Raw genomic sequence first — 25,155 nt, 5'->3', positions numbered from 1 at the left:
CAGAAAGTATCCACCTCCTCCACCAGGCGGTATGCGACGAGGACGCTTCTCATCAGGCCCCGGGGACGCGGTGGGCGGTGGCATCCGGTCGGTCCACCCCGTCCAGGACGGTGTCCGGGGCCGTGGTGCGCGAGCCCGCCGTGGCGCGGGCGAAGGCGGCCGTTCCGCCGACGAACGGCACCCGCGCGGAGGTACGGGCCAGGTCGAGGGTGAGCGTCGGGGTGTCGGCCGGGGGATCGATCAGGCCCCGGTCGGTGCCGGCGACGATCAGTGCCAGGCGGTGGCCCTCGGGGACGACGTGGTCGGTGGCCGCCAGGTCGAGGGTGACGGTGTACCGCTTGCCGGGGGTGAGCGGCTCGCCCCTGCCGTCGTCGGCGTGGTTGCCGAGGTCGGCCCAGCCACGGCTGACGATCGTGTGCTCGACGTCGGTGGTCGTGGCGCGGGTCTCCTGGAAGCAGGAGCTGTCGCCCGCGGTGCTCGCGCCCCAGCAGGTGCGCTCGGGGAGGGTGGTGATGCCTTCCCCGTCGGCGGCGTAGTCGCGGACGGTGTCGGGGCCGAGGTCCACGAGTACGGCGGAGAGGTGGGCCGTGGGTGTGCTGGGGGTGGCGGTGACGGTGACCCGGGAGGCGCCGGACAGGCGCAGGTCACGGGTGAGCGGGCCGGTGACGAAGCCGGCCTTGTCCGGAGTCGGGGTGTCGACGCGGGCGGCCCAGTCGGTCTCGCTCAGCCGCGGGTCGTCGGTGAAGGCCTCGGTCCCCCTGCCCTTGCGCAGGCCGAGGGTGCCGACGCCGGCCTCGGTGCCCCGGGCGGGGCGCAGGGTCGTGGTGTGCGTGCCGCGCGGGGGCCAGCTCGTCGAGGTCACCCACTGGTCGGGCCGGCGTTCGATGTCGGCCATGGGCTCGCGGTCGATGCCGTTGTCGTAGCCGAGGAGTTCATGGTCGAACCAGCGGTGCAGGGTGTCGACCCATTCGGCGCGGCGGAAGTCGAAGGGGTCGACGTGGCCGGTCTGGGAGAGCCAGATCTTGCGCTCGACGCCGTTCTTCGCGAGGGCGTCCCACCACGGGCCGACGTGCTGCATCCGTACGTTGAGGTCCTGCATGCCGTGCACCAGGAAGACGCTGGCCTTCACCTTCTTCGCGGCGCGCGTGTAGTCGCGTTCGGTCCACATGGGCGTCAGGTCGCCGGTGCGCGGGGCGCCCTCGACGAGTTCGCGCTGGACCTCGGCGCACTGTGCGCGGGCCTCGGGGCTCTCGACGTACTGGGACAGCCAGTCCGGGCCGGAGTCGTAGAGCGGGGCGCCCTGGGTGAAGTAGTAGTCGTACCAGGAGGAGATCGCGGCGATCGGGACGATGGTCTCCAGGCCCTCGACGCCGGTGGCGGCGACGCCGTTGGCGATGGTGCCGTCCCAGCTCTTGCCGATCATTGCGGTGCGGCCGTTCGTCCAGTCGGCCCTGGCCCGTTCGGTGCCGGTGCGGGTGGTGTACGCCTTGCCGCGGCCGTTCAGCCAGTCGACGACGGCCTTCGCGGACCGGATGTCGGAGCGGCCCCCGACGTCCACACAGCCGTCGGACCGGTTGGTTCCGGCCAGGTCGACGCCGACGACGGCGTAGCCGCGCGGCACGAAGTAGTTGTCGTAGAACAGCGGCATCCGCACGACGTCGCCGTTCGCGTCGTAGGTCTTCTTCTGGCTCTCGTTGCCGCGCCCGCAGCAGGAGTAGTACGGGCTGGCGTCCATGATGACGGGGACCTTCCGGCCCCGCTGCGCGGGTTCGCGGGGGCGGACGATGTCGACGGCGACCCGGTCGGTGCGGCCGTCCCGGTCCTCGTCGAGTCCGGTGTCCACCCAGACGGCCTCGCGGACGGCGTCGTCGTAGGAGTGGACGGGCAGGCTCTCGCGCGGTGGCGCGGCGTGTGCGGCCGTGGGGGTGAGGAGTGCGGCCGTCAGGGCGGCGGTGGCCGCCGTCGCAAGTGATCTCCAGATCGTGAAGCGCGTGCGTTTCGGCATGCGCGGGACGGTACATGGGTGAACTCGGGTGCAGAAGAGGGCGGTTGACGCCCCATGGGGACACCGATGGCTGAAACCGCGTCTGGTGGGACGCACCGGCTCCCGAGCGGGAGCGGTGACGGGTCGGCTCAGTCGCCGTGGTCGTACACCGTCACCGGTATGCCGCGTTCCACCAGCCGCTCGGTGATCAGCGGTTCGACGCGGGACCACTTGCCGCCGGCCAGGCCGCAGCCGATGCGGGGCATGTGCACGGAGGCGTTCAGCTCCGTCGCCCTGCCGGCGAGGCGGCCGAGGGCGGTGTCGATCGCCTCGTAGCGGACGGGGACGCCCTTGCTGCCCGTCCGTGTGCCCCGCTGGCCGATCATGTTGGCCACCCAGACGTACCGGTCCACCTGGACCAGCTGGACCGCGCCCAGACCGAAGTCGTTCGCGGCGCGGTCACGGTGCCAGGCGCGGTAGGCGGCCTCCGGTCCGGGCCAGCGGCGCGATACCGCCAGGACGAAGCCCTTCCCCCACCCGCCGATGTCGTTGCAGACATGGGCGATGACCTTGACGCCCTTCACCGACGGAACGGTGGCGTCACCCCGGACATATGTGATCCCCGACATGACGCCACCGTAGGCGTTGCCACTGACAGTGGCTGCGGCCTGCTACCTCGTCAGCCGCGAGAGCTCCTGGTCGGTGTTCCGCGCCACCCGGCGGCGGACGCCGTACCAGCCGCCGACCAGCATCGCGGCGATCACCGGGACGAGCAGCAGCGTCTTGCGGCCGACCTCCGGGTCGTTCCACATCAGGCCGAGGACGGAGACCAGGAAGGCGATGGTCGCGATCTCGGTGACCGGGCTGCCGGGGAGCCGGAAGGACGGGCGGGCGAGAAGTCCGGCGCGGGCGCGGCGGACGAAGACCAGGTGGCAGATCATGATGATCACCCAGGTGCTGATGATGCCGAGGGAGGCGACGTTCAGCACGATCTCGAAGGCCTGGGCCGGCATGAGGAAGTTCAGTCCGACGCCGAGGACGCACACGCCGCAGGTCAGCAGGATGCCGCCGTAGGGCACCTGGCTGCGGTTCATGCGGGCGGTGAACCTCGGGGCGGAACCCGCCATGGCCATGGAGCGCAGGATGCGGCCGGTGGAGTACAGGCCGGAGTTCAGGGAGGACATCGCGGCCGTGAGGACGACGAGGTTCATCACGTCGCCGGCGGCCGGGACGCCGATCTTCGACAGGACCGTCACGAAGGGGCTCTCGCCGGCCGAGTACATCGAGCCGGGGAGCAGGAGGGCGAGCAGGACGACGGAGCCGACGTAGAAGAGGCCGACGCGCCACATGATGGAGTTCACCGCGCGGGGGACGACCTTCTCCGGTTCGGCGGTCTCGCCCGCGGCGACACCTACCAGTTCCAGCGCCGCGTACGCGAAGACCACGCCCTGCATGACGAGGACGACCGGCAGCACACCGTGCGGGAGGATGCCGCCGTTGTCGGTGATCATGCTCGGGCCGGGAGTGCCGCCGCCCACCTCGTGCCGGGTGGCGAGCAGGAAGACGCCGATGAGCATGAAGGCGACGAGGGTGGCGACCTTGACGATCGCGAACCAGAACTCCATCTCGCCGAAGATCTTCACCGAGATCAGGTTCACCGCGAGGACCACGGCGAGGGCGATCAGCGCGAGCACCCACTGCGGGATGTCGGTGAACGCGCTCCAGTAGTGCGTGTAGAGGGCGATCGCGGTGATGTCGGCGATGCCGGTGGTCGACCAGTTGAGGAAGTACATCCAGCCGGCGACGTACGCGCCCTTCTCGCCGAGGAACTCGCGCGCGTACGACACGAAGGAGCCGGACGACGGCCGGTACAGGACCAGCTCGCCCAGGGCTCGGACGACGAAGAAGGCGAAGACGCCGCAGACCAGGTAGGCCAGGGCGAGCGCCGGGCCCGCGTCGTGCAGGCGTCCTCCGGCGCCCAGGAAGAGCCCGGTGCCGATCGCGCCGCCGATGGCGATCATGTTGACGTGGCGGGCCTTGAGGTCCTTGCTGTAGCCGGCGTCGCCCGCGTCCGCGGACGTCGGGGCCGCCGCGGTGGGTGCCGTGGTGACGGCGTCCTTGCTCACGAAGTGGTTCCACTCTCTGGTGCGCTCGGGCGGGTCGCGCCCGGGTGTCCGGATTGCCTCGGCCGGCGCGCTCGGATCACGGCACGGACCGAGGGGGCACCTTTCCGGAAGTGCGGCGCCTCATGCGATGGCGCACGTCACACCGGGGAACATCTCACACGCCCGCGCGGGGTGACAGCCGAGGTGTCACAGCGGTGGTGGGACAGCGATACTGCTGCACATGACGACCGAGACCGAGCAGCCGCTCACGATCGACGAACTGGCGGCCCGAGCCGGTGTCACCGTGCGCACGGTCCGTTTCTACGGCACCAAGGGGCTGCTGCCGCCGCCGGTGATCGGTCCCCGGCGGGTCGGTCACTACGGGCGGGAGCATCTGGCCCGGCTGGAGCTCATCGAGGAGTTGCAGCACCTGGGCATGACGCTGGCGGCGATCGAGCGGTATCTGGGGCAGCTCCCGCCGGGTCTGAGCGCCCGGGACCTGGCGGTCCAGCGGGCGGTGGTGGCCTCCTGGGCGCCCGAGGCGGTGGAGACGGTGCCGCGCGGGGAGCTGGAGCGCCGCGCGGGGCGGGCGCTGGGCGAGGAGGACGTGGAGCAGCTGGCGGCGATGGGCGTCGTCGAGCGGGACGGCGAGGTGCTGCGGGTCGACCCCGGGCTGCTGAGCCTCGGGGTGGAGCTGCTGGACGTACCGCTGTCCCACGAGACGGTCCTCGCCGCGCGCACCGCGCTCACCGAGCACTCCCGCGCGGCCGCCCGCGAGCTGTCGCGGCTGCTGCGCGACGCGGTCGCGGAGCGGGACGCGCGGGACGTGCGGTCCCTGTCCGCCCGGATGCATCCGCTGGTGGTGCAGGCGCTGCTGACCACCTTCCAGCGGTCGCTGCGGGAGGAGCTGCGGGAGTGGCTCGACGAAGAGGGGTGACGGGACGGGCCCGTCACCCCCTGCGGCGGGTCAGCGGGCGTCCGTGAAGACCTCCCCCTTCTCCGCCTTCGCCACCAGCAGCGCCGGCGGGGTGAAGCGCTCGCCGTAGCGCTCGGCGAGTTCACGCGCGCGGGCCGTGAATCCGGGCAGGCCGCCCTCGTAGCCGTTGATGTACTGGAGGACTCCGCCGGTCCAGCCGGGGAAGCCGATGCCGAGGACGGAGCCGATGTTGGCGTCGGCGACGGAGGTGAGCACGCCCTCCTCCAGGAGCCGGACGGTGTCCAGCGCCTCGGCGAACAGCATGCGCTCCTGCATGTCGCGGAACGGGATCCGGTGTCCGGCCTTGGCGAAGTGCTCGCGCAGTCCGGGCCACAGACTGCCGCGCCTGCCGTCCTCGCCGTACTCGTAGAAGCCGGCGCCTCCGCTGCGGCCGGGGCGCTCAAACTCGTCGACCATGCGGTCGATGACCGCCTCGGCGGGGTGTGCGGTCCAGGTGCCGCCGGCCTCCTCGACGGCCCGCCTCGTCTCGTTACGGATCTTGCGCGGGAGGGTGAGCGTCAGCTCGTCCATCAGGGAGAGCACCTTGGCCGGGTAGCCCGCCTGCGCGGCGGCCTGCTCGACCGAGGCGGGCTCGATGCCCTCGCCGACCATGGCGACGCCCTCGTTGATGAAGTGCCCGATGACGCGCGAGGTGAAGAAGCCGCGCGAGTCGTTGACGACGATCGGGGTCTTGTTGATCTGCCGGACCAGGTCGAAGGCGCGGGCCAGCGCCTCGTCCCCGGTGCGCCCGCCCTTGATGATCTCGACCAGCGGCATCCGGTCGACGGGTGAGAAGAAGTGCAGCCCGATGAAGTCGGCCTGGCGCTCGACGCCCTCGGCGAGGGCGGTGATGGGCAGGGTGGAGGTGTTGGAGCACAGCAGCGCGTCGGGGGCGACGACGTCCTGGATCTCCTGGAACACCTTGTGCTTGAGGGAGGTGTCCTCGAACACGGCCTCGATGACCGCGTCACAGCCGGCGAGGTCGGCGGCCTCGGCGGTGGGCGTGATCCGGGCGAGCAGCGCGTCGGCCTTCTCCTGGCTGGTGCGGCCCTTGGCGACGGCCTTGGCGCACAGCTTCTCGGAGTAGCCCTTGCCCTTGACGGCGGCTTCCAGGGAGACGTCCTTCAGGACGACGTCGATGCCCGCGCGGGCGCACGAGTAGGCGATGCCCGCGCCCATCATCCCGGCGCCGAGGACGGCCACCCTGGTCACCTTGCGGGGCTCGATGCCCTTCGGGCGGTTGGCGCCGGAGTTGACGGCCTGGAGGTCGAAGAAGAACGCCTGGATCATGTTCTTCGAGGTCTGTCCGGCGGCCAGCTCGACGAAGTAGCGGGCCTCGATGACCTGGGCGGTCTCGAAGTCGACCTGGGAGCCCTCGACGGCGGCGGCCATGATGTTGCGTGGGGCCGGGTAGGGCGCGCCGCCCGTCTGCTTGCGCAGGTTGGCCGGGAAGGCGGGGAGGTTGGCGGCGAACTTCGGGTGGGCGGGGGTGCCGCCGGGGATGCGGTAGCCGGGCTTGTCCCAGGGCTGGGCGGACTCGGGGTTGGCGTCGATGAAGGCGCGGGCCCTGGCGAGCATGTCCTCGCGCGTGTCGGCGATCTCGTCGACCAGGCCGTTCTGCTGGGCGCGGCGCGGGTTGTACTGGGTGCCCTGGAGGAGCACCTTCAGCAGCGCGTCGGTGATGCCGAGCATGCGGACGGTGCGGACGACGCCGCCGCCTCCGGGGAGCAGGCCGAGGGTGACCTCGGGGCAGCCGATCTTGGAGCCGGGGGCGTCGAGGGCGATCCGGTGGTGGCAGGCGAGGGCGAGTTCGTAGCCGCCGCCGAGGGCCGCGCCGTTGATCGCGGCGACGACGGGCTTGCCGAGGGTCTCGATGCGGCGCAGGTGCCGTTTGATGGCCATGCCGCCGTCGAAGAGGTCCTGTGCCGTCTCGGGGGTGACCCGGATGAGGTCGCGCAGGTCGCCGCCGGCGAAGAAGGTCTTCTTGGCGGAGGTGACGATGACGCCGCGGATGGAGTCCTTCTCCGCCTCCAGGCGGTCGGTGATCACGGCGAGGGAGTCGCGGAACGCCTGGTTCATGGTGTTCGCGGACTGGTGGGGGTCGTCGAGGACGAGGGTGACGACGCCGGTGCGGTCCTGTTCCCAGCGGATGGTGGTGCTCTCGGTCATGAGGGGGTCTCCGTGAGTGAGGTGGCGGGTCGCCGGGATTCAGAGGCGTTCGACGACGGTGGCGATGCCCATGCCGCCGCCCACGCACAGCGTGGCGAGGCCGTAGCGCTTGTCCTGGCGCTCGAGTTCGTCGACGAGGGTGCCGAGGATCATCGCGCCGGTGGCGCCGAGCGGGTGGCCCAGCGCGATGGCGCCGCCGTTGACGTTGACCTTGTCCAGGGACAGGCCCATGTCCCGCGCGAAGCGCAGGACGACCGCGGCGAACGCCTCGTTGATCTCGACGAGGTCGATGTCGTCGATGGTCAGGCCGGCCTTGGCGAGGGCCTTGCGGGTGGCGGGGGCGGGGCCGGTGAGCATGATGGTGGGCTCGGACCCGGACACGGCGGCGGAGACGATCCTGGCGCGCGGGGTGAGTCCGTAGCGGTCGCCGACCTCCTTGGAGCCGATGGCGACGAGCGCGGCGCCGTCGACGATGCCGGAGGAGTTGCCCGCGTGGTGGACGTGGTCGATCTTCTCGACCCAGTGGTACTTCTGCAGGGCCACGGCGTCGAAGCCGCCCAGTTCGCCGATGTCCGCGAAGGACGGCTTCAGCCCGGCCAGCGAGTCGGCGGTGGTGCCGGGGCGCAGGTGCTCGTCGTGGTCGAGGACGGTGAGGCCGCTGCGGTCCCGCACCGGGACGACGGACCGCTCGAAGCGGTTCTCCTTCCAGGCGGTGGCCGCGCGCTCCTGCGACAGGGCGGCGTACTCGTCGACGTCCCGCCGGGAGAAGCCCTCGACGGTGGCGATCAGGTCGGCGCCGATGCCCTGCGGGACGAAGTCGGTGGCGAGGTTGGTCATCGGATCGTTGAACCAGGCGCCCCCGTCCGAGGCCATCGGCACCCGGGACATCGACTCGACGCCGCCCGCGAGGACCAGGTCCTCCCAGCCGGAGCGGACCTTGGCGGCGGCCAGGTTGACGGCCTCCAGGCCCGAGGCACAGAAGCGGTTCTCCTGCACGCCCGCCACCGTGTCGGGCAGTCCGGCGGCGATGGCGGCGATGCGGGCGATGTCGGAGCCCTGGTCGCCGACCGGGCCGACGACGCCGAGCACGATGTCGTCGACGGCTGCCGGGTCGAGGCCGGGGAAGCGGTCGCGGACCTCGTGGATGAGGCCGACGACCAGGTCGACGGGCTTGGTGCCGTGCAGGGCTCCGTTGGCCTTGCCGCGCCCGCGCGGGGTGCGGATCGCGTCGTACACGTACGCTTCGGTGCTCACGGGAGGGCCTTTCACTGGGGGTTCGGGGGCTTCGGGGCCGGGGACAGCAGGCGTGGTACGTCCCAGTCGCGGGCCACGTCGTCGGTGTCGGCGCCCGGCCGGGCGGGCCCGGTGCGGACGCCGGCGGGGGTCGCGGAGAACCGCGGGGCCGGTGCGGGCTGGGTGATGCCGGCGTGGTCGGTGAAGGTGCCCCGGGCGGCGAGGTGCGGGTGGTGCGGGGCCTCGCGCAGGGACAGCACGGGTGCCACGCACGCGTCGGATCCGTCGAAGCGGGCCGTCCACTCGTCGCGGGTGCGGGTCCTGAAGCGGGCGGCGACCTGCGCGCGCAGCTCCGGCCAGCGGGTGACGTCGGTGTGCGCCTCGCTCCGGTCGTCGATGCCGAGCAGGCGCAGGAACTCGGCGTAGAACCGCGGCTCCAGCGCGCCCACCGCCATGTGCTTGCCGTCGGCGGTCCCGTAGGTGCCGTAGTAGGGGCAGCCGCCGTCGAGGAGGTTGGCGCCGCGCCGGTCCTGCCAGGCGCCGGCGGCGAGCATGCCGTGGATCATCGCGGAGAGGTGGGCGGTGCCGTCCACGACGGCGGCGTCGACGACCTGTCCGGTGCCGGTCGCGCGTGCGTGGTGCAGCGCGGCGAGGACGCCGACGACGAGGTAGAGGGAACCGCCCGCGTAGTCGCCGAGCAGGTTGGCCGGGACGGCCGGGGGCCTGTCCGGGTCGCCGATCATGCCGAGGGTGCCGGTGAGGGCGATGTAGGCGATGTCGTGGCCCGCGCGGTCGGCGAGGGGGCCCTGCTGGCCCCAGCCGGTCATCCGGCCGTAGACCAGGCGCGGGTTGCGGGTGCGGCAGTCCCCGGGGCCGACGCCGAGCCGCTCGGCGACTCCGGGGCGGTAGCCCTCGATGAGCACGTCGGCGCGTTCGACGAGGTCGAGGACGCGGGCGGGGCCGTCGGGGGCCTTCAGGTCGACGATCACTGAGCGCTTGTTGCGGTTGGTCACGTCGAGGGCGGGGTCGATCCCCAGTCCGGGGCCGCCGGGGCGGTCCACGCGTACGACGTCGGCGCCCAGGTCGGCGAGGAGCATGGCGGCGAACGGGCCGGGCCCGATCCCGGCCAGCTCGACCACGCGCACGCCGCCGAGCGGACCGTGTCCCGGCGTCTTCGCCTCCGTCATCGAGCCCCCATCGGCTGTGACACTACTGGTGTAACACCCATGATGTTAGGAACGTGTTCCACCCGGCACAAGACCGGGCGAGCAAGCGCTTGGCCACTGTACGGCGCGGCGCCCGTCTCCCGCGCCGGTCCACGCGCTGTCGCGCCTTTTCCCTCTTCTTCAGGGCGTTCGGGGCGCGGTCATCGGTTTCCTCCGGGCTCGTCGTCGGGCTCCGCACCCCTCACGCTAGCCTCGGCCACCGACAGCGGCGCGGCTGCACGACCAAGGGGTGTCATGAGCAGGCTGAAAAGGACGGACCGTCCGTACGACATCGTGCTCTTCGGAGCGACCGGCTTCGTCGGAACCCTGACCGCGGAGTATCTCGCCGGTCGTGCCCCCGCCGGGCTGCGCTGGGCGATCGCCGGGCGCAGCCCGGAGAAGCTGGAGCGACTGCGGGACCGGCTGCCCGGCGGCGCGGAGGTCGGGCTGCTGCGGGCGGACGTGTCCGACCCTGCCTCGCTGCGCGCCCTCGCCGAGCACGCGCGGGTGGTCGCCACGACCGTCGGCCCCTATGTGGAGTACGGCGAGGAACTCGTCGCCGCCTGCGCGGACACCGGGGCGGACTACGTCGACCTCACGGGTGAGCCGGAGTTCGTGGACCTGATGTACGTCCGGCACGACGCACGCGCGCGGGAGACCGGGGCGCGGCTGGTGCACGCCTGCGGCTTCGACTCGGTGCCGCACGACCTGGGCGCGTACTTCACCGTGCGGCGGCTCCCGGAGGGGGTGCCGCTGACCGTGGACGGCTTCGTGACCGTCGACGCGGCCTTCTCGGGCGGGACCTTCGCCTCGGCGCTGAACCAGTTCGCCCGGCACCGCGGGCTCCGCGCGGCGGCCCTGGACCGCCGGCGCCATGAACCGAGGCTGGTGGGCCGCCGGGCGTCGGCCCCGACGGGCGCGCCGCGCTACGCGCCGGAGGTCGGCGCCTGGGCCCTGCCCCTGCCGACCATCGACGCGCAGATCGTGCGCCGTTCGGCCAGGGCGCTCGACCGGTACGGTCCCGACTTCCGCTACCGGCACTACGCGGCCGTGCGGCGGCTTCCGGTGGCGGTGGGCGGGGTGGCGGCCGTGGGCGCACTGGTGACGGCGGCCCAGTTCCCGCCGCTGCGGCGCCGGCTCTCCGACCGGCTCGGACCCGGCGACGGGCCGGGCCCGGAGAAGCGTGCCCGGAGCTGGTTCACCGTCCGCTTCGTCGGTGAGGGCGGCGGGCGCCGGGTGTACACGGAGGTCGCGGGCGGCGACCCCGGTTACGGCGAGACGGCGAAGATGCTGGCCGAGGGGGCGCTCTGCCTGGCCTTCGACGACCTCCCGCCGACGGCCGGCCAGGTCACGACGGCGGCGGCGATGGGCGACGCGCTGATCGACCGCCTCCGCGCGGCGGGCATCCGCTTCCGCGTCGCCGCCACACGCTGAGGAGCCGGGCGACGGAGCCGTCCGGTCCGCCGCCGGACGGGCGGGACGTCAGGCCGGCGGGGGTCACGTCGGACCGGCCCTCACCGGTCGGCGGAGGCCCGTGACACAGGAACCCGTGGTGGTACCGCGGAGCGGTACGGACCGGTCGCCCGCCCTCGGGCGGGTGAGGGCGTCAGAGCGGCCACTCGGCCAACGTGTAGACCATCCCGACGATCCAGCCCAGCCCGGCCAGTACGGCAAGGGCGAGCCCCACGGTCACGGCCCGCTCGGCGGGCCGTCCGTCGGCGGCAACAGGCTCGGGTGCGCGGTGTGTTGTCATGCACGCCAGCCTGGCGGGGCGGGCGGGGGCCGGCATCCGTACGGGTACTCAGGACCGGTACTCAGACCGCGTGGTCACCCGGGAGCCCTCTACGGGGCGGCCTCGCCGAGTGCCCGGCGGCACAGGGCGTCCGCCCTGCGGGTGGTCTCCGGGAGGCGGTAGGCGGGGGCCAGGGCGAGGGTGTGGGCGCAGGCGTTGTCCAGGCTCACCCGGTGGCCCACCGAGACGAAGACCGGCTTGACGGCGTCCCTCGTGCGCAGGGCGCGGCCCACCTCCTCGCTGCCGGCCAGCAGCGGGGACGTGCTCCCGCGCGGGGTGTCCGGTTCGTCGTGGGTGAAGGTGAAGGGGTTCTTGGCGACGCCGATCGTCGGCAGGCCGGTGAGGACGCCGAGGTGGCTGGCGAGGCCGAAGCGGCGGGGGTGGGCGAGGCCGTAGCCGTCGCAGACCACCAGTCCGGGCGGGCACGGCAGGGCGTCGAGGGCGGCCAGCACGGTGGGGATCTCGCGGAAGGCGAGCAGTCCGGGGACGTACGGGAAGGAGATCCGGCCGACGGCCGTGGACTCGGCGACCACGTCGAGGGTCGCCGCGTCGAGGACGACGGCCGCGGCGGCGACGACGTCCCGCTCGTCGTCGTACGCCACGTCGACTCCGGTGACACGGCCCGTTCCGGGCGGCGGGCCCGGTTCGTCGAGCACCACCCGCGCGCGGAGTGCGTCCTGGACCGCGCGGGCCTCTTCCTCGGTCACGGGCCAGCCGGCCGGTGTGCGTACGGTCGTCATGGTGCCCCGAGCCTACGTGGCGCGCGTACTCCGCGCGGAGGGCGCTCCCCCCTCCGCGCGGAGGCGGCTCACTTGCCGAGCGCCCGCTGGAGCTGACCCTTGTTCATGTTCGAACGGCCCTCGACGCCGCGCTTCTTGGCCTCCTCGTACAGCTGGTCGCGCGTGGGGCCCTGGGAGCCCTTGCCGGACCGCTGGCCGCCGCGCTTCCCGGACGACATGTCCTGCGTCGAGGTGCGGCTGGCCGTCTTCGACTCACCGGACCGGGCGCGCTCCTTGTTCACCGTCCGGGAGGCGATCTCCTTGGCGCGTCCGGTGCTCTCGCCCCGGTCCTCGGCGCTCTCCTTGATGTGCTCGTACTGGCGCTCCCGTTTGGGGCTGGAACCGCTTGGCATGTCCGCTCACTTCCTCTCGCGTACAGCGAACGGGTACCCACGTCGACGGCGATCAGGGCACACCACGTGCTTCGGGCGGCCGTCCCGTCCCTTCTCCCCCGCCGCCCGGCAGCCGTGACCGGGCGTGAGGCCGACCGTGTCGTACGAGCCGGTGCCGACGGCGGACAGTCCGCGGAACCGCGCGTCCGGGGTGTCGGTGTCCTCGAGCGCCCGGTGCGGCGACGTCCCACGGGCCGGTCCGTGCTCCGGACCGGTACCGCCGTCGGGGCGGCCGGGACCGCCGCGCGCACCGCTGTCCCGGCCGCCCGGCGGCGCGTTCGTCTCGTCCGGGCCGTCGGTCGTGTGCTCCCCGAGCGCCTCACGGCGGGCGGCACGGGTGTCCCAGGGGGCGCCCGGGGAGAGCCGTGTCACTCGTGTGCATGAAGGCGGTGACAGAGGTCACTCGCTTCTCGTGTGCACGGATTGGCCGATTCCGTCGTCTCATCCAGTAGCCGACCCGATCCGCCCCGGAAGCCTGTCCAGCCGTCACGAGGGAGCAAGGCGTTGTCCACCGTCATCGAGCAGACCGTCGAGGCCCGTCTCGTCGCCGCCGCGCCGCGGATGCCGAGCATTCCCGCCACCCTGCACTACAACCGCGACGACCCGTTCGCCGTCCGCATGACCTTCCCCGCGCCCGCCACCCTGGAGGGCGTCGAGGTCTGCTGGACCTTCGCCCGCGACCTGCTCGCCGCGGGGATGGAGGAGCCCGAGGGCGACGGCGACGTCCGGGTCCGGCCGTACGGCTACGACCGCACCGTGCTGGAGTTCCACGCCCCCGAGGGCACCGCCGTCGTGCACGTCCGCTCGGGCGAACTGCGCCGGTTCCTGGAGGCCACCGACGAGCTGGTGCCGACGGGTCTGGAGCACCTCCGGCTCGACCTGGACCACGATCTCGCGGAGCTGATGCGCGACGCGTGACGTGCTCGGCCGGCACCCGCCGCTCATCAGGGCGTCGAGCGTGCCGTACGCCGGCCCGTCGGCCTGTGTGCCGTATGTCCCCGTGACGAGCAGCTCCCGCGCGGCGGACCGGGGCGTGCGCGGCCCGGGCGACGCCGGCGCTCACGCGGGCGGCGGCCGGCTCGCCGGCGGGGCACCGGGACCGGCCACCACGTTCAGCGGCGCGTCGATCCCGTCGGCGAGCTCCTTCACGGTCCCCGGGTCGACGGCCCCGGGGACGAAGATCCCGTCGGCGCCCGCGGCGAGGTGGGCGGCGGCCCGCTCCAGGGTGTCGTCCACTCCCCCGGCGCCGCGCGGGAAGGTGTCGGCGCGTGCCTCGACGAACGACGGCACGCCTGCCGCGGCGGCCGCCCCACGGGCCGGGGCGAGGGCACGGTCGTGCGGAAGGGTGGTGGAGTCCGTCGTACCGGCCGCTCGACCAGCGGCCCGGCCGTCCCGGCCTGCGGGAATCCCAGGTGAACGTACGGCCGGGGGCTTTAGCCGCCGGCGGGGAGGGGCGATGCCTTCGCGGTGGCGCTCAGGGTGTTCCGGAGTTCCCGGACGACCATGGCCTGCGCGGGGGTCGCCGCGCGGGCGGAGAGCTGCTCGACGCGGTGTTCCCGGTCGGCGTGACCGCCGGCCGGGAGGAGGGTGGTCAGGCCCGCCGCAGCGCCCAGGGCGACGGCCGTCGCGTCCGGCTCGGGGACGTCCTCGGGCGGTGTCGGTCCGTCCAGGATCTGCCGCGCCCGCCGCCGCAGGGCCCGTACCCGGCCCGCGTCGGCCAGGACGTGCTCCACCGACGGGAACACCCCGAGGACCCGGTGCTTCTCGGCGCGCAGCACCCCCTCGGCCACCAGTTGCTCCCGGACCGCGTCCAGGGTGTACCGGGCGCGCAGCGTCACCCAGGTGCGCCAGCGGTGCGGGCAGGACTCGCTGACCAGCTCCAGCAGACCGTCGAGGACCGCGTCCCCGGTCCGGGAGTCCAGGTCGAGCGGTGTGGCGATGCCGTCGTCGTCGACCAGCAGACCGCGCCGGGCCAGCTCGGCGAGGGCTCCCGCCCGCACCAGAGGGGGCAGCCGGGCCGGGTCGGTGTCCCAGGCCAGCAGGCAGAGGCGGGCCGGCAGTGAGAGCGGGCCGTCGGTCACGGGGCCTCCTCGGGGGCGGTGACGTCGTGCTCCGAAAAGCCGTTGACAGCCGTTTCGGGCACTCCTACGGTGTACAGCGGTTCTGTTGCCGTCGAATGGAGAAGGACGTTGCTCGTCTGAGGTTCTGAGACACCGCGTCACACCACACGTGTGTGTACGTCGCGTGCGACCTCGGCGTTCGAGCCGTCCTTGCGGAACAGGGCTTTTCTCATGCCCAGGCCTTCCCTCCCGGCTGCCGGTCCTCGTCCCGCGGTGTCTCGATACGCGTTTGCCCCTGATCGCCCCGAGCAACCGCGGAGGCCCGCATGACACCATCCATCACCTGTACGTCCCTCGCCTTCACCTGGCCCGACGGCACCACCGTCTTCGAGGGCCTCGACGTCGTCTTCGGCCCCGGCCGCACCGGCCTCGTCGGTGTCAACGGGTCGGGGAAGTCGACCCTGTTGAAGCTGATCGCCGGTGAGCTCGCACCGGCCGACGGCACCGTCCGGGCCGCCGGCGAGGTGGGGTACCTGCCGCAGAACGTGACGCTCGACACCGCGCTGCGGGTCGACGAGGTCCTCGGCATCGCCGGGCTGCGGACCGCGCTGCACGCCATCGAGGCGGGCGACGTGGCCGAGAAGCACTTCGAGACCGTCGGCGACGACTGGGACGTCGAGGAGCGCGCCCTGGCCACGCTCGGCGAGCTCGGCCTCGGGCACATCGGCCTCGACCGCACCGTCGGCGAGGTGTCCGGCGGCGAGTCGGTGCTGCTGCGGCTGGCCGCGCTGCTGCTGGGCCGCCCGGACGTGCTGCTGCTCGACGAACCCACCAACAACCTCGACCTGTACGCCCGCAGGCGGCTGTACGCGGCCGTCGCGGACTGGCCGGGCGTCATGGTCGTGGTCAGCCACGACCGTGAACTGCTGGAACTGGTCGACCAGATCGCGGACCTGCGCCGAGTCGGTACAGCGGCGCGCAGCGCCTCGGCTGAGGGTGGTGGTGGGCGACGGGTGGGCGAAGTCACCTGGTACGGCGGCAACTTCTCGGCGTACGAGGAGGCCCTGGCCGTCGAACAGGAGGCCGCCGAACGGATGGTGCGCGTCGCCGAGGCGGACTTCCGCAAGCAGAAGCGCGAACTGGTCGACGCTCAGGTCAAGCTGGCCCGCCGCAAGCGGTACGGGCAGAAGATGTTCGAGCAGAAGCGCGAGCCGAAGATCGTCATGGGAGCGCGCAAGCGCGCGGCGCAGGTGTCCGCGGGCAAGCACCGCATCATGCACGAGGAGAAGCTCTCCGAGGCCAGGGAACGCCTCGACGACGCGGTGGAGGCCGTACGGGACGACGACGAGATCCGCGTCGACCTGCCGTACACGGCCGTACCGCCGGGCCGTGACGTCCTCACCCTCATGGACCTGGAACTGGCGTACGGCGCCCGGGTGAACGGCGGCTTCGATCTGCGGGGCCCGGAGCGGGTCGCGCTGATCGGGCGCAACGGCGCGGGCAAGACGACGCTGCTGCGCACGGTCGCCGGGGAGCTGGAGCCGGTCTCCGGGGAGGCGCGGGCCCATGTGCCCCTGCGGTTCCTGCCGCAGCGGCTCGACGTCCTCGACGCGGAGCTGACCGTCGCCGAGAACGTGGCCCGGTTCGCGCCGGGCGCCACCAACAACCGGGTGCGGGCCCGGCTCGCCCGCTTCCTGTTCCGGGGCGCCCGCGCCGACCAGAAGGCGGCGACGCTCTCCGGCGGCGAGCGCTTCCGGGCGGCGCTGGCGGCGCTGATGCTGGCGGAGCCCGCGCCGCAGCTGCTGATGCTGGACGAGCCGACCAACAATCTCGACATGGCGAGCGTCCGGCAGCTCACCACGGCGCTGGAGTCGTACGAGGGAGCCCTGATCGTGGCCAGTCACGATCTGCCGTTCCTGGAGTCGATCGGCATCACCCGGTGGCTGCTGATGGAGGAAGGGGAGCTGAAGGAGGTGTCGCCGGAAACCGTCGAGCGTTCCGCGTAGCGTCCGCGGCGGTCCGGGCCCGCGGCCGGTTACCGGTGGTTCACCTCATCGCCGCCGGGGGGTGGCCCGGGCCGGACCGGCCCTGCATGATGGCTGGGCCGACGCCCGGGGAACCGGCCCGCTCGACGGACTCCCCCGGCACGGCCGAGCCCTGCCCCGTCCGATTCGGAGTCCCCTCGTGCCCAGCAAGAAGGCCCTCGTCCGCCGTCCCGCTCCCCGTCTGGCCGAGGGGCTGGTGACGCACATCGAGCGGGAAGGCGTCGACGTCGGCCGCGCGGTGGAGCAGTGGGAGGCGTATACGGAGACGCTGCGTACCCACGGCTGGGAGACGGTCGAGGTCGACCCGGCCGACGACTGCCCGGACTCCGTGTTCGTGGAGGACACGGTGGTGATGTACCGGAACGTGGCGCTGATCGCCCGCTCCGGTGCCGAGTCCCGCCGCGCGGAGACCCTCGGCGTCGAGGAGGCCGTGGCGTCGCTCGGCTGCTCGGTGAACTGGGTCTGGGAGCCGGGCACGCTGGACGGCGGCGATGTGCTGAAGGTCGGCGACACGGTGTACGTGGGCCGTGGCGGGCGTACCAACGCGGCCGGGGTGCGGCAGGTGCGGGCCGCGTTCGAGCCGCTGGGGGCACGGGTGGTCACCGTACCGGTCGCCAAGGTGCTGCACCTGAAGTCGGCGGTCACGGCGCTGCCGGACGGGACGGTCGTCGGGCACGTCCCGAACATGGACGCGCCGTCGCTGTTCCCGCGCTTCCTGCCGGTGCCGGAGGCGGCCGGGGCACATGTGGTGCTGCTCGGCGGGGACAGGCTGCTGATGGCGGCGAGCGCGCCGAAGACCGCCGAGCTGTTCGCGGACCTCGGCTACGAGCCGGTCCCGGTGGACATCGGCGAGTTCGAGAAGCTCGAGGGCTGTGTGACCTGCCTCTCGGTACGGCTGCGGGAGCTGTACTCCTGACCCGCTGCGCCGTCACCCGTACGGCGCAGCGACCTGCGGCTCCACGCCGGGACGGCACTCCATGGGAACCCCGCTGATCAGGGCTCTTTACGGTGCCCTTAACCTACGGCTACGTAACCTACGGCTTCGTAGCCTACGATTCCGTAGGTTCCCGGCACCGCTCGCCGGCACCACCGTATGTCACCGTCCCCTGGAGTCACCCGTGTCGCTCACTTCTCCCCACCTCGGCAGCCCTTCGGTCTGGACCGACGCCCGGCTGTTGCACGCACTGGAGGAAGTGGTCGAGAAGGAGCTCAACCGGCACCTGAAGGTCACCAAGGACTGGATGCCGCACGAGTACGTTCCGTGGAGCGACGGCCGCAACTTCCCCGGCTTCTTCGAGGACGGCGAGGCCTGGGACAAGGAGCAGTCGAAGGTCACCGAGGTCGGCCGGATCGCGCTGGTGGTGAACCTGCTGACCGAGGACAACCTTCCCAGCTACCACCACGAGATCGCCACGTTGTTCGGCCGGGACGGCGCCTGGGGCACCTGGGTGCACCGCTGGACCGCCGAGGAGGGCCGGCACGGCATCGTGATGCGGGACTACCTGCTCGCCTCGCGGGCGGTGGACCCGGACAAGCTGGAGCAGTTCCGCATGGCCCACATGAGCGAGGGCTTCGAGTCGGACAACCGGCACTCGATGCTCCACTCGGTCGCCTATGTCGCGTTCCAGGAACTGGCCACCCGCGTCTCGCACCGCAACACCGGCCACCAGTCCGGTGACCCGGTCTGCGACCGCATGCTGGCGCGCATCGCGACCGACGAGAACCTGCACATGGTGTTCTACCGCAACCTGCTCAAGGCGGCCTTCGAGCTCGCGCCCGACCTGACCATGCAGGCGGTCCGCGACGTCGTCGTGAACTTCCGGATGCCCGGCCACGGCATCCCCGGCTTCGAGCGGGCCGCGGCGCAGATGGCGATCGGCGAGGTCTACAACCTGCGCATCCACCACGACGACGTGCTCCAGCCGGTGCTGCGCTTCCTGAAGATCATGGAGGTCGACGGGCTGGGCCCCGAGGGCCTCAAGGCGCAGGAGGAACTGGGCCTGTTCATGGGCGGCCTGGACGGGGAGGCCGCGAAGTTCGACGAGAAGCTGGCGGCCCGCAAGGCCCGTATGGCGGCCCGCGCGGAACGCGCCTGACGACGGGGGCGGAGGCGGAGGCCTACCGGCCCGTACGGCGCAGTTCCAGGCGTTCCTTCTCGGACATGCCGCCCCAGACGCCGAAGCGCATGTCGTGGGACAGGGCGTACTCGAGGCACGTCGCGCGGATCGGGCAGAGGCCGCAGATCCGCTTGGCCTCGCGGACCGAACTGCCCGGCTCGGGGAAGAAGAAGTCTCCCCCGGTCTGCGCGCACAGCGCCTCCTCCTGCCAGGTGATGTCGGGCGACGGGATCGTTTCGGTGTGCATGACCGGAAGCGTGCCGTGCGGCGAAAAACGTTCGATCAACGCGGGATCAACGGAGGGCCTTTCGGGTCCTCCGCCGACCGCATGATGATGACGCCGGGGCACCCGGCGCACACGGCGGCGCGCCGGGTGTGTCAGGTCTCGCGCGGATCACCCTTGAGGACGGCGAACCGTGCGCCGTACGGGTCCTCCAGGCGGGCCAGCCGGCCGACGCCGGCGAGGGAGGTGGCGGGCAGCCGTACCCTGCCGCCCAGCTCGACGGCCATGGCGACGACGGCGTCCGGGTCGTCCACCCCGAAGTAGGGCAGCCAGTGGGGCCGGCCGGGCTCCGCCCCGGCGAGGTCGTCGGCCGGCGGGACCAGTCCGCCGAACATGCCGTCCTCGCCCGCCCCCGCGGGACTGACGGAGGTGTAGACGCCGTCGGGGAAGGTCACCGCCGAGGTCTCCCAGCCGAGGACGGAATGGTAGAACGCGGCGGCGCGGGCGATGTCCGGGGTGTACAGCTCGACCCAGCACAGGGTGCCGACCTCGCCGGCCGCCTCGATGCCCTTGCGCAGCGCCGGTTCCCGGATGCCGAAGGGGACGCCGGCCTGGTCGGCGAGGATCGCCGTGCGGCCCTGTCGCATCACGTCCGTCGGCGGTACGGGCACGCTGCCCCTGGCCTGCCGGCCGGTCTTCGCCGTGGCGTCCGCGTCGGGGCTCTGGAAGTAGACGGTCCAGGCGGGCGGGCCCTGCTCGGGTGTGGTCCGCATGCCGCCGGCGACGATGCGGCCGGCGAGCCGGAAGAACCCGTAGCCTCCGGCGTCGGGGCCGGCGGAGGCGAACTCCCAGCCGAAGAGGCCGCCGTAGAAGCGGGCGGCGCCCTTTATGTCGGACGTGCCGACGTCGATCCAGGTGGGGGCTCCGTCGACGAAGCGGGTGGTGAGCATGGTGCCTCCTCCGAGAGGTCCCGTCGCCTGCTCTGGCGAGTCTTCCACCGCCCACCCGCCATCACCGCCGGAGCACCCGGACGGACGTGGGTTCTGCTCGCCCCCCGCCGCCCCTTCCCGTCCCGAACCCGGGGCTCCGCCCCAGACCCCGCTCCTCAGACGCCGGAGGGGCTGACTTTTGCCGGACGGGGCTGAGAACAGCCCGTCCGGCGTTTGAGGACGAGGCCCGAAGGGCCGAAAGGGGGTCTGGGGGCACAGCCCCCGGGGTCGGGACGGGAAGGGGCGGCGGGGGCGATTTCCCGGCGGGTCACGCGGAGTCGCGTTGGATCAACGTCGTCGGGAGGATCAGGCCGTCGGAGCCGGCGCCGGCCAGGCCGCGCAGGAGGAGGCGGGCCATCATGCGGCCCATTTCCTCTATGTCCTGGCGGACCGTCGTCAAAGGGGGGTCCGTCTGTTCCGCGATCGGCAGCATGTCGTCGAAGCCGACGACCGCCACGTCGTCCGGCACCCGCCGCCCGTGCTCGCGCAGCACGCGCAGGGCGCCCGCCGCCATGAGGTCGTTGCCGGCGAACACCGCGTCCAGACCCGGGCAGCGGTCGAGGAGTTCCCGCATCGCCCGCTCGCCGCTCGCGGGGGTGAAGTCGCCCTCCACGACCAGCCGGGGATCGGCGTCGGCCATGACGTCCCGGAAGCCGTCGAGCCGGTCCACCGCCGCGGTCTGGTCCAGGGCGCCGGTGATGTGGGCGATACGGCCGCGGCCGAGGCCGAGCAGATGCCGTACGGCGTCGCGGGCGCCGCCCCGGTTGTCGCTGTCGACGTAGACGACACCGCCCTGACCGCCGCTGAAGTCGGGCCGGCCGCCGTACACGGTCGGCAGACCGGCCTGCCGGATCAGTTCGGGCAGTGGGTCGTCGATATGGAGGGAGAAGACGAGGGCGCCGTCCACATGGCCGCCGGCCACATAGCGGCCGACGCGGACATGGTCGTCGCGGTCCTCGGTGAGCAGCAGGACGAGCTGGTTGTCGTGGGCCGTCAGCTCCTTGCTGATGCCGCGCAGCTGCCGGGCGAAGAAGGGGTCGGCGAAGACCCGGGTCTCCGGTTCGGCCACGATGACGGCGATGGCGTCGTGCCGCTTCGTCACCAGGCTGCGGGCGGCCTGGTTCGGCACGTACCCGAGTTCCTCCACCGCCCGTCTCACCCGCTCGGCCAGGCGCTCCCGCACCCCGTGGGAGCCGTTGACCACGCGGGAGACCGTGGCCCGGGAGACCCCGGCCCGCGCGGCCACGGCCTCCAGCGTGGGGCGTGGCGCTGTGTCGGTCACTTCGGGGCTCCTCACCTGCGGCTGCGGGAAAGGATAGCCCCGGCCCGGTCACGGGCGAGAGCGCTCTCGGATCACGTCCGGCGCCGTCAGTGCTCGTGCGTCTGCTCCTCCTCTGCGGCGGGCGCGTGAACGTGCTCGTGCGCGTCCGGGTCGTATCCCGGGATGGTGCCGTCCGGTTTCTTCACCAGGAACAGGCCGACCATGCCCATGTCGGAGTGGCTCTGGACGTGGCAGTGGTACATCCAGGCGCCCGCTCCGACGCCCTCCCCCGCGATGATCTGGAAACCGAAGGAGTCGGCCGGACCGCAGATCTTGTTGTCGATGACCTGGCTCGGGTCGTCGGGGCCGGTGAGCATGCCGGTGCGGTTGTCGGCCCAGCGGTGACCGTGCATGTGGAAGGTGTGGTAGTACTCGCCGTGCGTGATCATGACGATCTCGACACGGTCGCCCACCGTGGCCTCGAAGTTGGGCCCGCTGTGCGCCGGCTTGTTGTTGATCGACATGTCGTTGAAGACGATGGTGTGGGTCGCGTCCGGCAGCACGTCGCCCTTGCGGCGCACGATCACCGGCCCGTACAGCCCGTTGCGGATGCCGCCGGTGCCGTGCACGGTGCCGACGACGTGGTCGTGGTAGTGCCAGTAGCCCGCGCTGCCCGCCCGCCAGGTGCCGTCGGAGCGCCGGCCGGGCTTGTGGGTGCGCCAGGTGTAGGTGCGGGTGCCGCCGGGTTCGACGTCGCTCTTGTTCTGCTTGGTGCCGTCGCTGGAGATCTCGTAGTCCAGGCCGTGGACGTGCAGGCTCACGGGCACGTCCATGGTGTTCTCGAACTCGACGTGCAGCGTGTCGCCCTCGTTGAGCTCGATCAGCGGGCCGGGGACGGACGCCTTGCCCTTCTCGAAGCCGTAGCCCATCCGTCCGCCGTCCAGCCGCTCGGCGTACAGCTTGACGCGCCGCACCTCGCCCCCGGCGGGCGCGGTCTTCGCCGGTGTGGTCGCGCTCACGGCCTCGGGTGCGACGGACAACGATGTCGCGACGGCGGCGCCGCCCAGCAGTACCCGTCGGTTGAATCCGCGTCTGTCCATGCCGAACTCCCCACGTGGCTGTCATGAACCTGTGAAACCGTAGCGGCCACCCCGGGGTTTATCCACACTCAGGACAAAGTTCGTTCCATCTCTGCGATAGGTATTGGCGTCTGACGCAAAGAGGTCTAGCTTCCTTGACGCTGTTGCTGCGACCGAGGAGGGGTGGGTGGCCACGTGCGGTCCACATCGCATCAAGAACCCATGCGCTCAAGAGGGTTGAGCACGTCGAGCGCCACGAGCACACGAAGGACGAGAACCGGACGACGAATCTGGGCGGCCACCGTGACCGCCGGGGTCGTCACCGCCGGGCTGCTGTCGGGTCCCGCCGCCAGCGCGCGCCCGGCCCCGGATCCGTCCCTGACAACGATGTCCATCAAGTCGCCCCCGGGCGGCGCGAACGTACGCGTGCTGCTGTTCCACGGCTCCGCGGCCGCCGGTGACGAGTCGCCGCTCGTGAACGCCGGGATCGCGGCGATCGAGAAGATCGGGCTCTCCGGCCCGGCGGACCAGCGGTTCAAGGTGACGGCCACGGACGACGCCTCGGTCTTCACCAACGCCACGAAGCTGGGGCGGTTCAACACCGTCGTGTTCCTGACCGGCGGCGGGGACGTCCTCGACCCGGACCAGGAGGCGGGCCTGGAGGCGTACATGGAGGCCGGCGGCGGTTTCGTCGGCCTGCACGACGCGGCCCGCGCGGAGCCTTACTCGGACTGGTTCACCGGTCTGATCGGCGCCCGCCCGGCCGCCTCCAGCCCGGACAAGGTGCAGCGGGCGACCGTCGAGGTCGGCGACCGGACGCATCCGGCGGCCAAGAGCCTGCCGACGCAGTGGAAACGGCCCGACAAGTGGCTGAACTGGGTGGAGAACCCGTCCGGCGACGTGCACACGGTCGCCAGGGTGCGCGAGTCGACGTACGCGCCCGGTGCGAGCGCCAACGGCTGGGACCACCCGGTCAGTTGGTGCCGTGACTACGACGGCGGCCGGTCCTTCTACACCGGTATGGGCGGCACGGTGTCGTCGTACGACGAGACCGACTTCCGTGACCATCTGCGCGGCGCCCTGCTGTGGACCACCCGCCTGGTACAGGCCGACTGCAAGGCGACGATCACCGGCAACTACAAGGCGGAGCGGCTGACCCGGCCCAACCAGCCGGGTCAGAACGACCAGATCGGTGAGCCGCACGGCCTGGTCGCCGCCCCCGACGGCCGTGTCCTCTACATCGGGCGCGGAGGTGCCGACTCCTCCCAGCCCGTCGTCACCGACTGGAACGACCCCGACATCGGCAAGGGCAGGGGCGAGATCCACGTCTACGACCCGGAGACCAAGAAGGTCACCCTCGCGGGGGCGCTCACCGTCTTCGGCAACAAGGGCGGCGGCGACGAGCTCCGGAAGGTCGAGGAGGGACTGCTCGGCATCGAGCTGGACCCGCGGTTCGAGCAGAACGGGTGGGTGTATCTGCACTACACCCCGCACTCCGGGATCAACCGGGACACGCACATGGCCGAGCGGCGGGTCTCCCGCTTCACGCTCGACCCGGCGACCGACAAGCTGGACCTGGCGAGCGAGAAGGTGCTGCTGGAGTGGCCGGTGCAGATCCACAGCTGCTGCCACGCGGGCGGCGGGATGGCCTGGGACTCCAAGGGGAACCTGTACATCGCCACCGGTGACAACAACTCCAGCGGCTTCAGCGACGGTTACTCGGGCAACAACCCGCAGCCCAACTTCAAGGGCGTGTCCTTCGCGGACGCGCGCCGCACCGCCGGCAACACCAACAACCTCAACGGCAAGATCCTGCGCATCCACCCGGAGCCGGACGGCACGTACACGCTGCCCGAGGGCAACCTGTTCACCGGGAAGGAGACCGCCGAGGGCGGTGGCAAGACGCGCGGCGAGATCTACGTGATGGGCGTGCGCAACCCGGCGCGCATCTCCGTGGACAAGAAGACCGACACCCTGTACGCGGGCTGGGTCGGCCCGGACGCCGGTTCCCCGTCGCCGACCTGGGGTCCGGCGAAGTACGACACGTTCGCCGTGATCACCGAGGCGTCCAACCGGGGCTGGCCGTACTGCATGGGCAACAAGCAGCCCTACCGGGACCGCAACCTGCCCGATCCGTCGAAGCCGCTGGGCTGGTACGACTGCGACGCCCCGAAGAACGAGTCGCCGAACAACGACGGCCTGGTCAACCTGCCGCCGGTGACCGGCAACAACATCTGGTACTCGCCGCAGGGCGGCGGCCCGGACTATCCGCGCGACGAGAACGGCATCCCGTCGTACGAGCAGGACGAGGCCACGTACAGGCTGCCCTGGCTGAAGGGCGGCGGGCAGGCCGCGATGAACGGCCCGGTCTACCGCTACGACGCCGACAGCGCCAGTGAGGTCAAGTGGCCGGCGTACTGGGACGGCAAGTGGTTCGTCGGTGACTTCTACGACGCCGACCAGCCGCGCAACGCGGTGCTGATGGACCCGAAGACGCAAGGAGACGGCGGCCTTCCGGTGCATTCGGAGTCCCTGAAGAAGATCGTGCCGGTCGGCAACGACGGCATCAAGAACCTGATGGGCTGGAAGTTCGGCCCGGACGGCTCGCTGTACGTCCTCGACTACGGGCGCGGCTTCTTCACCTCCGACTCCAAGTCCGCGCTGTGGCGGGTCACCTACACGGGCGGCGGGCCGACCCCGGCCGCCGGTCAGCTGGCGAGGGGAACCGAGTGAAACCAGTGATACG

At 72.1% G+C, this 25,155-nt stretch carries 24 protein-coding genes; 7 read left to right on the top strand and 17 right to left on the bottom strand.

The features are described from left to right. Nucleotides 1–52: 52 nt before the first annotated feature. The 3 genes from ACFV5H_RS16965 to ACFV5H_RS16955 all read right to left on the bottom strand — a co-directional run bounded on the left by ACFV5H_RS16965 (nt 53) and on the right by ACFV5H_RS16955 (nt 4,110). The gene (locus ACFV5H_RS16965; RefSeq protein WP_385195492.1) at nt 53–2,005 is read right to left on the bottom strand and encodes a Xaa-Pro dipeptidyl-peptidase; all 1,953 of its coding nucleotides are present in this window, start codon (nt 2,003–2,005) and stop codon (nt 53–55) included. Between the two features lie 128 nt (nt 2,006–2,133). Further along, a complete protein-coding gene (locus ACFV5H_RS16960; protein WP_385055760.1) occupies nt 2,134–2,613 on the bottom strand; it encodes a macro domain-containing protein in 480 nt (159 codons plus the stop codon). Nucleotides 2,614–2,655: 42 nt separating this feature from the next. Next, nucleotides 2,656–4,110 (bottom strand): amino acid permease, encoded by a 1,455-nt coding sequence (locus tag ACFV5H_RS16955; RefSeq protein ID WP_385055757.1) that lies wholly within the window; start codon nt 4,108–4,110, stop codon nt 2,656–2,658. A 220-nt stretch (nt 4,111–4,330) separates the two neighbouring features. Between ACFV5H_RS16955 and ACFV5H_RS16950 the strand changes: the two genes are divergently transcribed. After that, nucleotides 4,331–5,026 (top strand): MerR family transcriptional regulator, encoded by a 696-nt coding sequence (locus tag ACFV5H_RS16950; RefSeq protein ID WP_385055754.1) that lies wholly within the window; start codon nt 4,331–4,333, stop codon nt 5,024–5,026. Between the two features lie 30 nt (nt 5,027–5,056). On the opposite strand, the gene ACFV5H_RS16945 is transcribed toward ACFV5H_RS16950, so the two are convergent. Genes ACFV5H_RS16945 through ACFV5H_RS16935 form a run of 3 tightly spaced genes read right to left on the bottom strand, consistent with a single transcriptional unit; the run spans nt 5,057 to nt 9,654 of the window. After that, nucleotides 5,057–7,234, bottom strand: a complete 2,178-nt coding sequence (locus ACFV5H_RS16945) for a 3-hydroxyacyl-CoA dehydrogenase NAD-binding domain-containing protein (RefSeq protein ID WP_385195489.1) — start codon at nt 7,232–7,234, stop codon at nt 5,057–5,059. Nucleotides 7,235–7,273: 39 nt separating this feature from the next. After that, nucleotides 7,274–8,488, bottom strand: a complete 1,215-nt coding sequence (locus ACFV5H_RS16940; RefSeq protein WP_385055748.1) for an acetyl-CoA C-acetyltransferase — start codon at nt 8,486–8,488, stop codon at nt 7,274–7,276. Between the two features lie 11 nt (nt 8,489–8,499). Further along, nucleotides 8,500–9,654: a CaiB/BaiF CoA transferase family protein gene (locus tag ACFV5H_RS16935; RefSeq protein ID WP_385195486.1), complete on the bottom strand. Its 1,155-nt coding sequence runs from the start codon at nt 9,652–9,654 to the stop codon at nt 8,500–8,502. Nucleotides 9,655–9,927: 273 nt separating this feature from the next. Between ACFV5H_RS16935 and ACFV5H_RS16930 the strand changes: the two genes are divergently transcribed. Next, nucleotides 9,928–11,106 (top strand): saccharopine dehydrogenase family protein, encoded by a 1,179-nt coding sequence (locus ACFV5H_RS16930; protein ID WP_385195483.1) that lies wholly within the window; start codon nt 9,928–9,930, stop codon nt 11,104–11,106. Between the two features lie 172 nt (nt 11,107–11,278). On the opposite strand, the gene mmpA is transcribed toward ACFV5H_RS16930, so the two are convergent. The 4 genes from mmpA to ACFV5H_RS16910 form a co-directional block, all read right to left on the bottom strand. Then, nucleotides 11,279–11,425, bottom strand: coding sequence for a morphogenic membrane protein MmpA (gene mmpA / locus ACFV5H_RS16925; protein WP_385055740.1), 147 nt, complete (start codon nt 11,423–11,425; stop codon nt 11,279–11,281). 89 nt (nt 11,426–11,514) lie between these two features. Continuing rightward, nucleotides 11,515–12,204, bottom strand: coding sequence for an endonuclease V (locus tag ACFV5H_RS16920; RefSeq protein WP_385055739.1), 690 nt, complete (start codon nt 12,202–12,204; stop codon nt 11,515–11,517). Between the two features lie 68 nt (nt 12,205–12,272). Then, nucleotides 12,273–12,596, bottom strand: a complete 324-nt coding sequence (locus tag ACFV5H_RS16915; protein ID WP_385055736.1) for a plasmid stabilization protein — start codon at nt 12,594–12,596, stop codon at nt 12,273–12,275. 6 nt (nt 12,597–12,602) lie between these two features. Continuing rightward, nucleotides 12,603–13,007, bottom strand: coding sequence for a hypothetical protein (locus tag ACFV5H_RS16910; protein WP_385195482.1), 405 nt, complete (start codon nt 13,005–13,007; stop codon nt 12,603–12,605). A gap of 132 nt (nt 13,008–13,139) precedes the next feature. Between ACFV5H_RS16910 and ACFV5H_RS16905 the strand changes: the two genes are divergently transcribed. Further along, the gene (locus tag ACFV5H_RS16905; RefSeq protein ID WP_385195479.1) at nt 13,140–13,553 is read left to right on the top strand and encodes an SsgA family sporulation/cell division regulator; all 414 of its coding nucleotides are present in this window, start codon (nt 13,140–13,142) and stop codon (nt 13,551–13,553) included. 141 nt (nt 13,554–13,694) lie between these two features. Here the strand turns inward: ACFV5H_RS16905 and ACFV5H_RS16900 are convergent, their stop codons facing one another. Further along, the gene (locus ACFV5H_RS16900) at nt 13,695–13,925 is read right to left on the bottom strand and encodes an isocitrate lyase/phosphoenolpyruvate mutase family protein (RefSeq protein ID WP_385195476.1); all 231 of its coding nucleotides are present in this window, start codon (nt 13,923–13,925) and stop codon (nt 13,695–13,697) included. Between the two features lie 143 nt (nt 13,926–14,068). Continuing rightward, nucleotides 14,069–14,716 (bottom strand): GPP34 family phosphoprotein, encoded by a 648-nt coding sequence (locus ACFV5H_RS16895; protein WP_385055726.1) that lies wholly within the window; start codon nt 14,714–14,716, stop codon nt 14,069–14,071. A 305-nt stretch (nt 14,717–15,021) separates the two neighbouring features. Here ACFV5H_RS16895 and ACFV5H_RS16890 point away from each other — a divergent pair, with 305 nt between their 5' ends. The 3 genes from ACFV5H_RS16890 to ACFV5H_RS16880 all read left to right on the top strand — a co-directional run bounded on the left by ACFV5H_RS16890 (nt 15,022) and on the right by ACFV5H_RS16880 (nt 18,836). Then, a complete protein-coding gene (locus tag ACFV5H_RS16890) occupies nt 15,022–16,701 on the top strand; it encodes an ABC-F family ATP-binding cassette domain-containing protein (RefSeq protein ID WP_385195473.1) in 1,680 nt (559 codons plus the stop codon). A 178-nt stretch (nt 16,702–16,879) separates the two neighbouring features. After that, the gene (gene ddaH / locus ACFV5H_RS16885) at nt 16,880–17,656 is read left to right on the top strand and encodes a dimethylargininase (protein ID WP_385055721.1); all 777 of its coding nucleotides are present in this window, start codon (nt 16,880–16,882) and stop codon (nt 17,654–17,656) included. Nucleotides 17,657–17,858: 202 nt separating this feature from the next. After that, on the top strand, nt 17,859–18,836 hold the full coding sequence (locus ACFV5H_RS16880) for an acyl-ACP desaturase (protein WP_385055718.1): 978 nt from the start codon (nt 17,859–17,861) through the stop codon (nt 18,834–18,836). Between the two features lie 22 nt (nt 18,837–18,858). On the opposite strand, the gene ACFV5H_RS16875 is transcribed toward ACFV5H_RS16880, so the two are convergent. From ACFV5H_RS16875 to ACFV5H_RS16855, 5 genes are all read right to left on the bottom strand, one after another. Further along, nucleotides 18,859–19,104 carry a WhiB family transcriptional regulator gene (locus tag ACFV5H_RS16875; protein ID WP_385055715.1) on the bottom strand — a complete coding sequence of 82 codons (246 nt, stop codon included), beginning with the start codon at nt 19,102–19,104 and terminating at the stop codon, nt 18,859–18,861. Between the two features lie 131 nt (nt 19,105–19,235). Continuing rightward, complete coding sequence (locus tag ACFV5H_RS16870) at nt 19,236–20,030, bottom strand: VOC family protein (protein ID WP_385195470.1); 795 nt, start codon at nt 20,028–20,030, stop codon at nt 19,236–19,238. Between the two features lie 307 nt (nt 20,031–20,337). Next, nucleotides 20,338–21,351 (bottom strand): LacI family DNA-binding transcriptional regulator, encoded by a 1,014-nt coding sequence (locus ACFV5H_RS16865; protein ID WP_385055641.1) that lies wholly within the window; start codon nt 21,349–21,351, stop codon nt 20,338–20,340. A gap of 86 nt (nt 21,352–21,437) precedes the next feature. Further along, the gene (locus ACFV5H_RS16860; protein ID WP_385055644.1) at nt 21,438–22,430 is read right to left on the bottom strand and encodes a multicopper oxidase domain-containing protein; all 993 of its coding nucleotides are present in this window, start codon (nt 22,428–22,430) and stop codon (nt 21,438–21,440) included. Nucleotides 22,431–22,621: 191 nt separating this feature from the next. Beyond that, nucleotides 22,622–22,804 carry a hypothetical protein gene (locus tag ACFV5H_RS16855; protein WP_385055647.1) on the bottom strand — a complete coding sequence of 61 codons (183 nt, stop codon included), beginning with the start codon at nt 22,802–22,804 and terminating at the stop codon, nt 22,622–22,624. On the opposite strand from ACFV5H_RS16855, the gene ACFV5H_RS16850 reads away from it, so the two are divergent. Continuing rightward, nucleotides 22,797–25,142, top strand: coding sequence for a ThuA domain-containing protein (locus ACFV5H_RS16850; protein WP_385195467.1), 2,346 nt, complete (start codon nt 22,797–22,799; stop codon nt 25,140–25,142). The two genes, ACFV5H_RS16855 and ACFV5H_RS16850, sit on opposite strands and share 8 nt — an antisense overlap. Nucleotides 25,143–25,155 lie beyond the last annotated feature (13 nt).

The sequence above is a fragment of the Streptomyces sp. NPDC059787 genome, assembly GCF_042732315.1.
Classification (GTDB): Bacteria; Actinomycetota; Actinomycetes; order Streptomycetales; family Streptomycetaceae; genus Streptomyces; species Streptomyces atrovirens.
This window is presented reverse-complemented; position numbering and strand designations above follow the sequence as displayed.

Excerpts from the sequence above, each read along its gene's own strand:
- ACFV5H_RS16965 (WP_385195492.1), bottom strand. The coding sequence starts at position 2,005 with ATGCCGAAACGCACGCGCTTCACGATCTGGAGATCACTTGCGACGGCG.
- ACFV5H_RS16875 (WP_385055715.1), bottom strand. The coding sequence starts at position 19,104 with ATGCACACCGAAACGATCCCGTCGCCCGACATCACCTGGCAGGAGGAG.
- ACFV5H_RS16860 (WP_385055644.1), bottom strand. The coding sequence starts at position 22,430 with ATGGACAGACGCGGATTCAACCGACGGGTACTGCTGGGCGGCGCCGCC.
- ACFV5H_RS16960 (WP_385055760.1), bottom strand. The coding sequence starts at position 2,613 with ATGTCGGGGATCACATATGTCCGGGGTGACGCCACCGTTCCGTCGGTG.
- ACFV5H_RS16930 (WP_385195483.1), top strand. The coding sequence starts at position 9,928 with ATGAGCAGGCTGAAAAGGACGGACCGTCCGTACGACATCGTGCTCTTC.
- ACFV5H_RS16850 (WP_385195467.1), top strand. The coding sequence starts at position 22,797 with ATGTCCATCAAGTCGCCCCCGGGCGGCGCGAACGTACGCGTGCTGCTG.
- ACFV5H_RS16890 (WP_385195473.1), top strand. The coding sequence starts at position 15,022 with ATGACACCATCCATCACCTGTACGTCCCTCGCCTTCACCTGGCCCGAC.
- ACFV5H_RS16935 (WP_385195486.1), bottom strand. The coding sequence starts at position 9,654 with ATGACGGAGGCGAAGACGCCGGGACACGGTCCGCTCGGCGGCGTGCGC.
- ACFV5H_RS16950 (WP_385055754.1), top strand. The coding sequence starts at position 4,331 with ATGACGACCGAGACCGAGCAGCCGCTCACGATCGACGAACTGGCGGCC.
- ACFV5H_RS16920 (WP_385055739.1), bottom strand. The coding sequence starts at position 12,204 with ATGACGACCGTACGCACACCGGCCGGCTGGCCCGTGACCGAGGAAGAG.
- ACFV5H_RS16870 (WP_385195470.1), bottom strand. The coding sequence starts at position 20,030 with ATGCTCACCACCCGCTTCGTCGACGGAGCCCCCACCTGGATCGACGTC.
- ACFV5H_RS16915 (WP_385055736.1), bottom strand. The coding sequence starts at position 12,596 with ATGCCAAGCGGTTCCAGCCCCAAACGGGAGCGCCAGTACGAGCACATC.
- mmpA (WP_385055740.1), bottom strand. The coding sequence starts at position 11,425 with ATGACAACACACCGCGCACCCGAGCCTGTTGCCGCCGACGGACGGCCC.
- ACFV5H_RS16945 (WP_385195489.1), bottom strand. The coding sequence starts at position 7,234 with ATGACCGAGAGCACCACCATCCGCTGGGAACAGGACCGCACCGGCGTC.
- ACFV5H_RS16855 (WP_385055647.1), bottom strand. The coding sequence starts at position 22,804 with ATGGACATCGTTGTCAGGGACGGATCCGGGGCCGGGCGCGCGCTGGCG.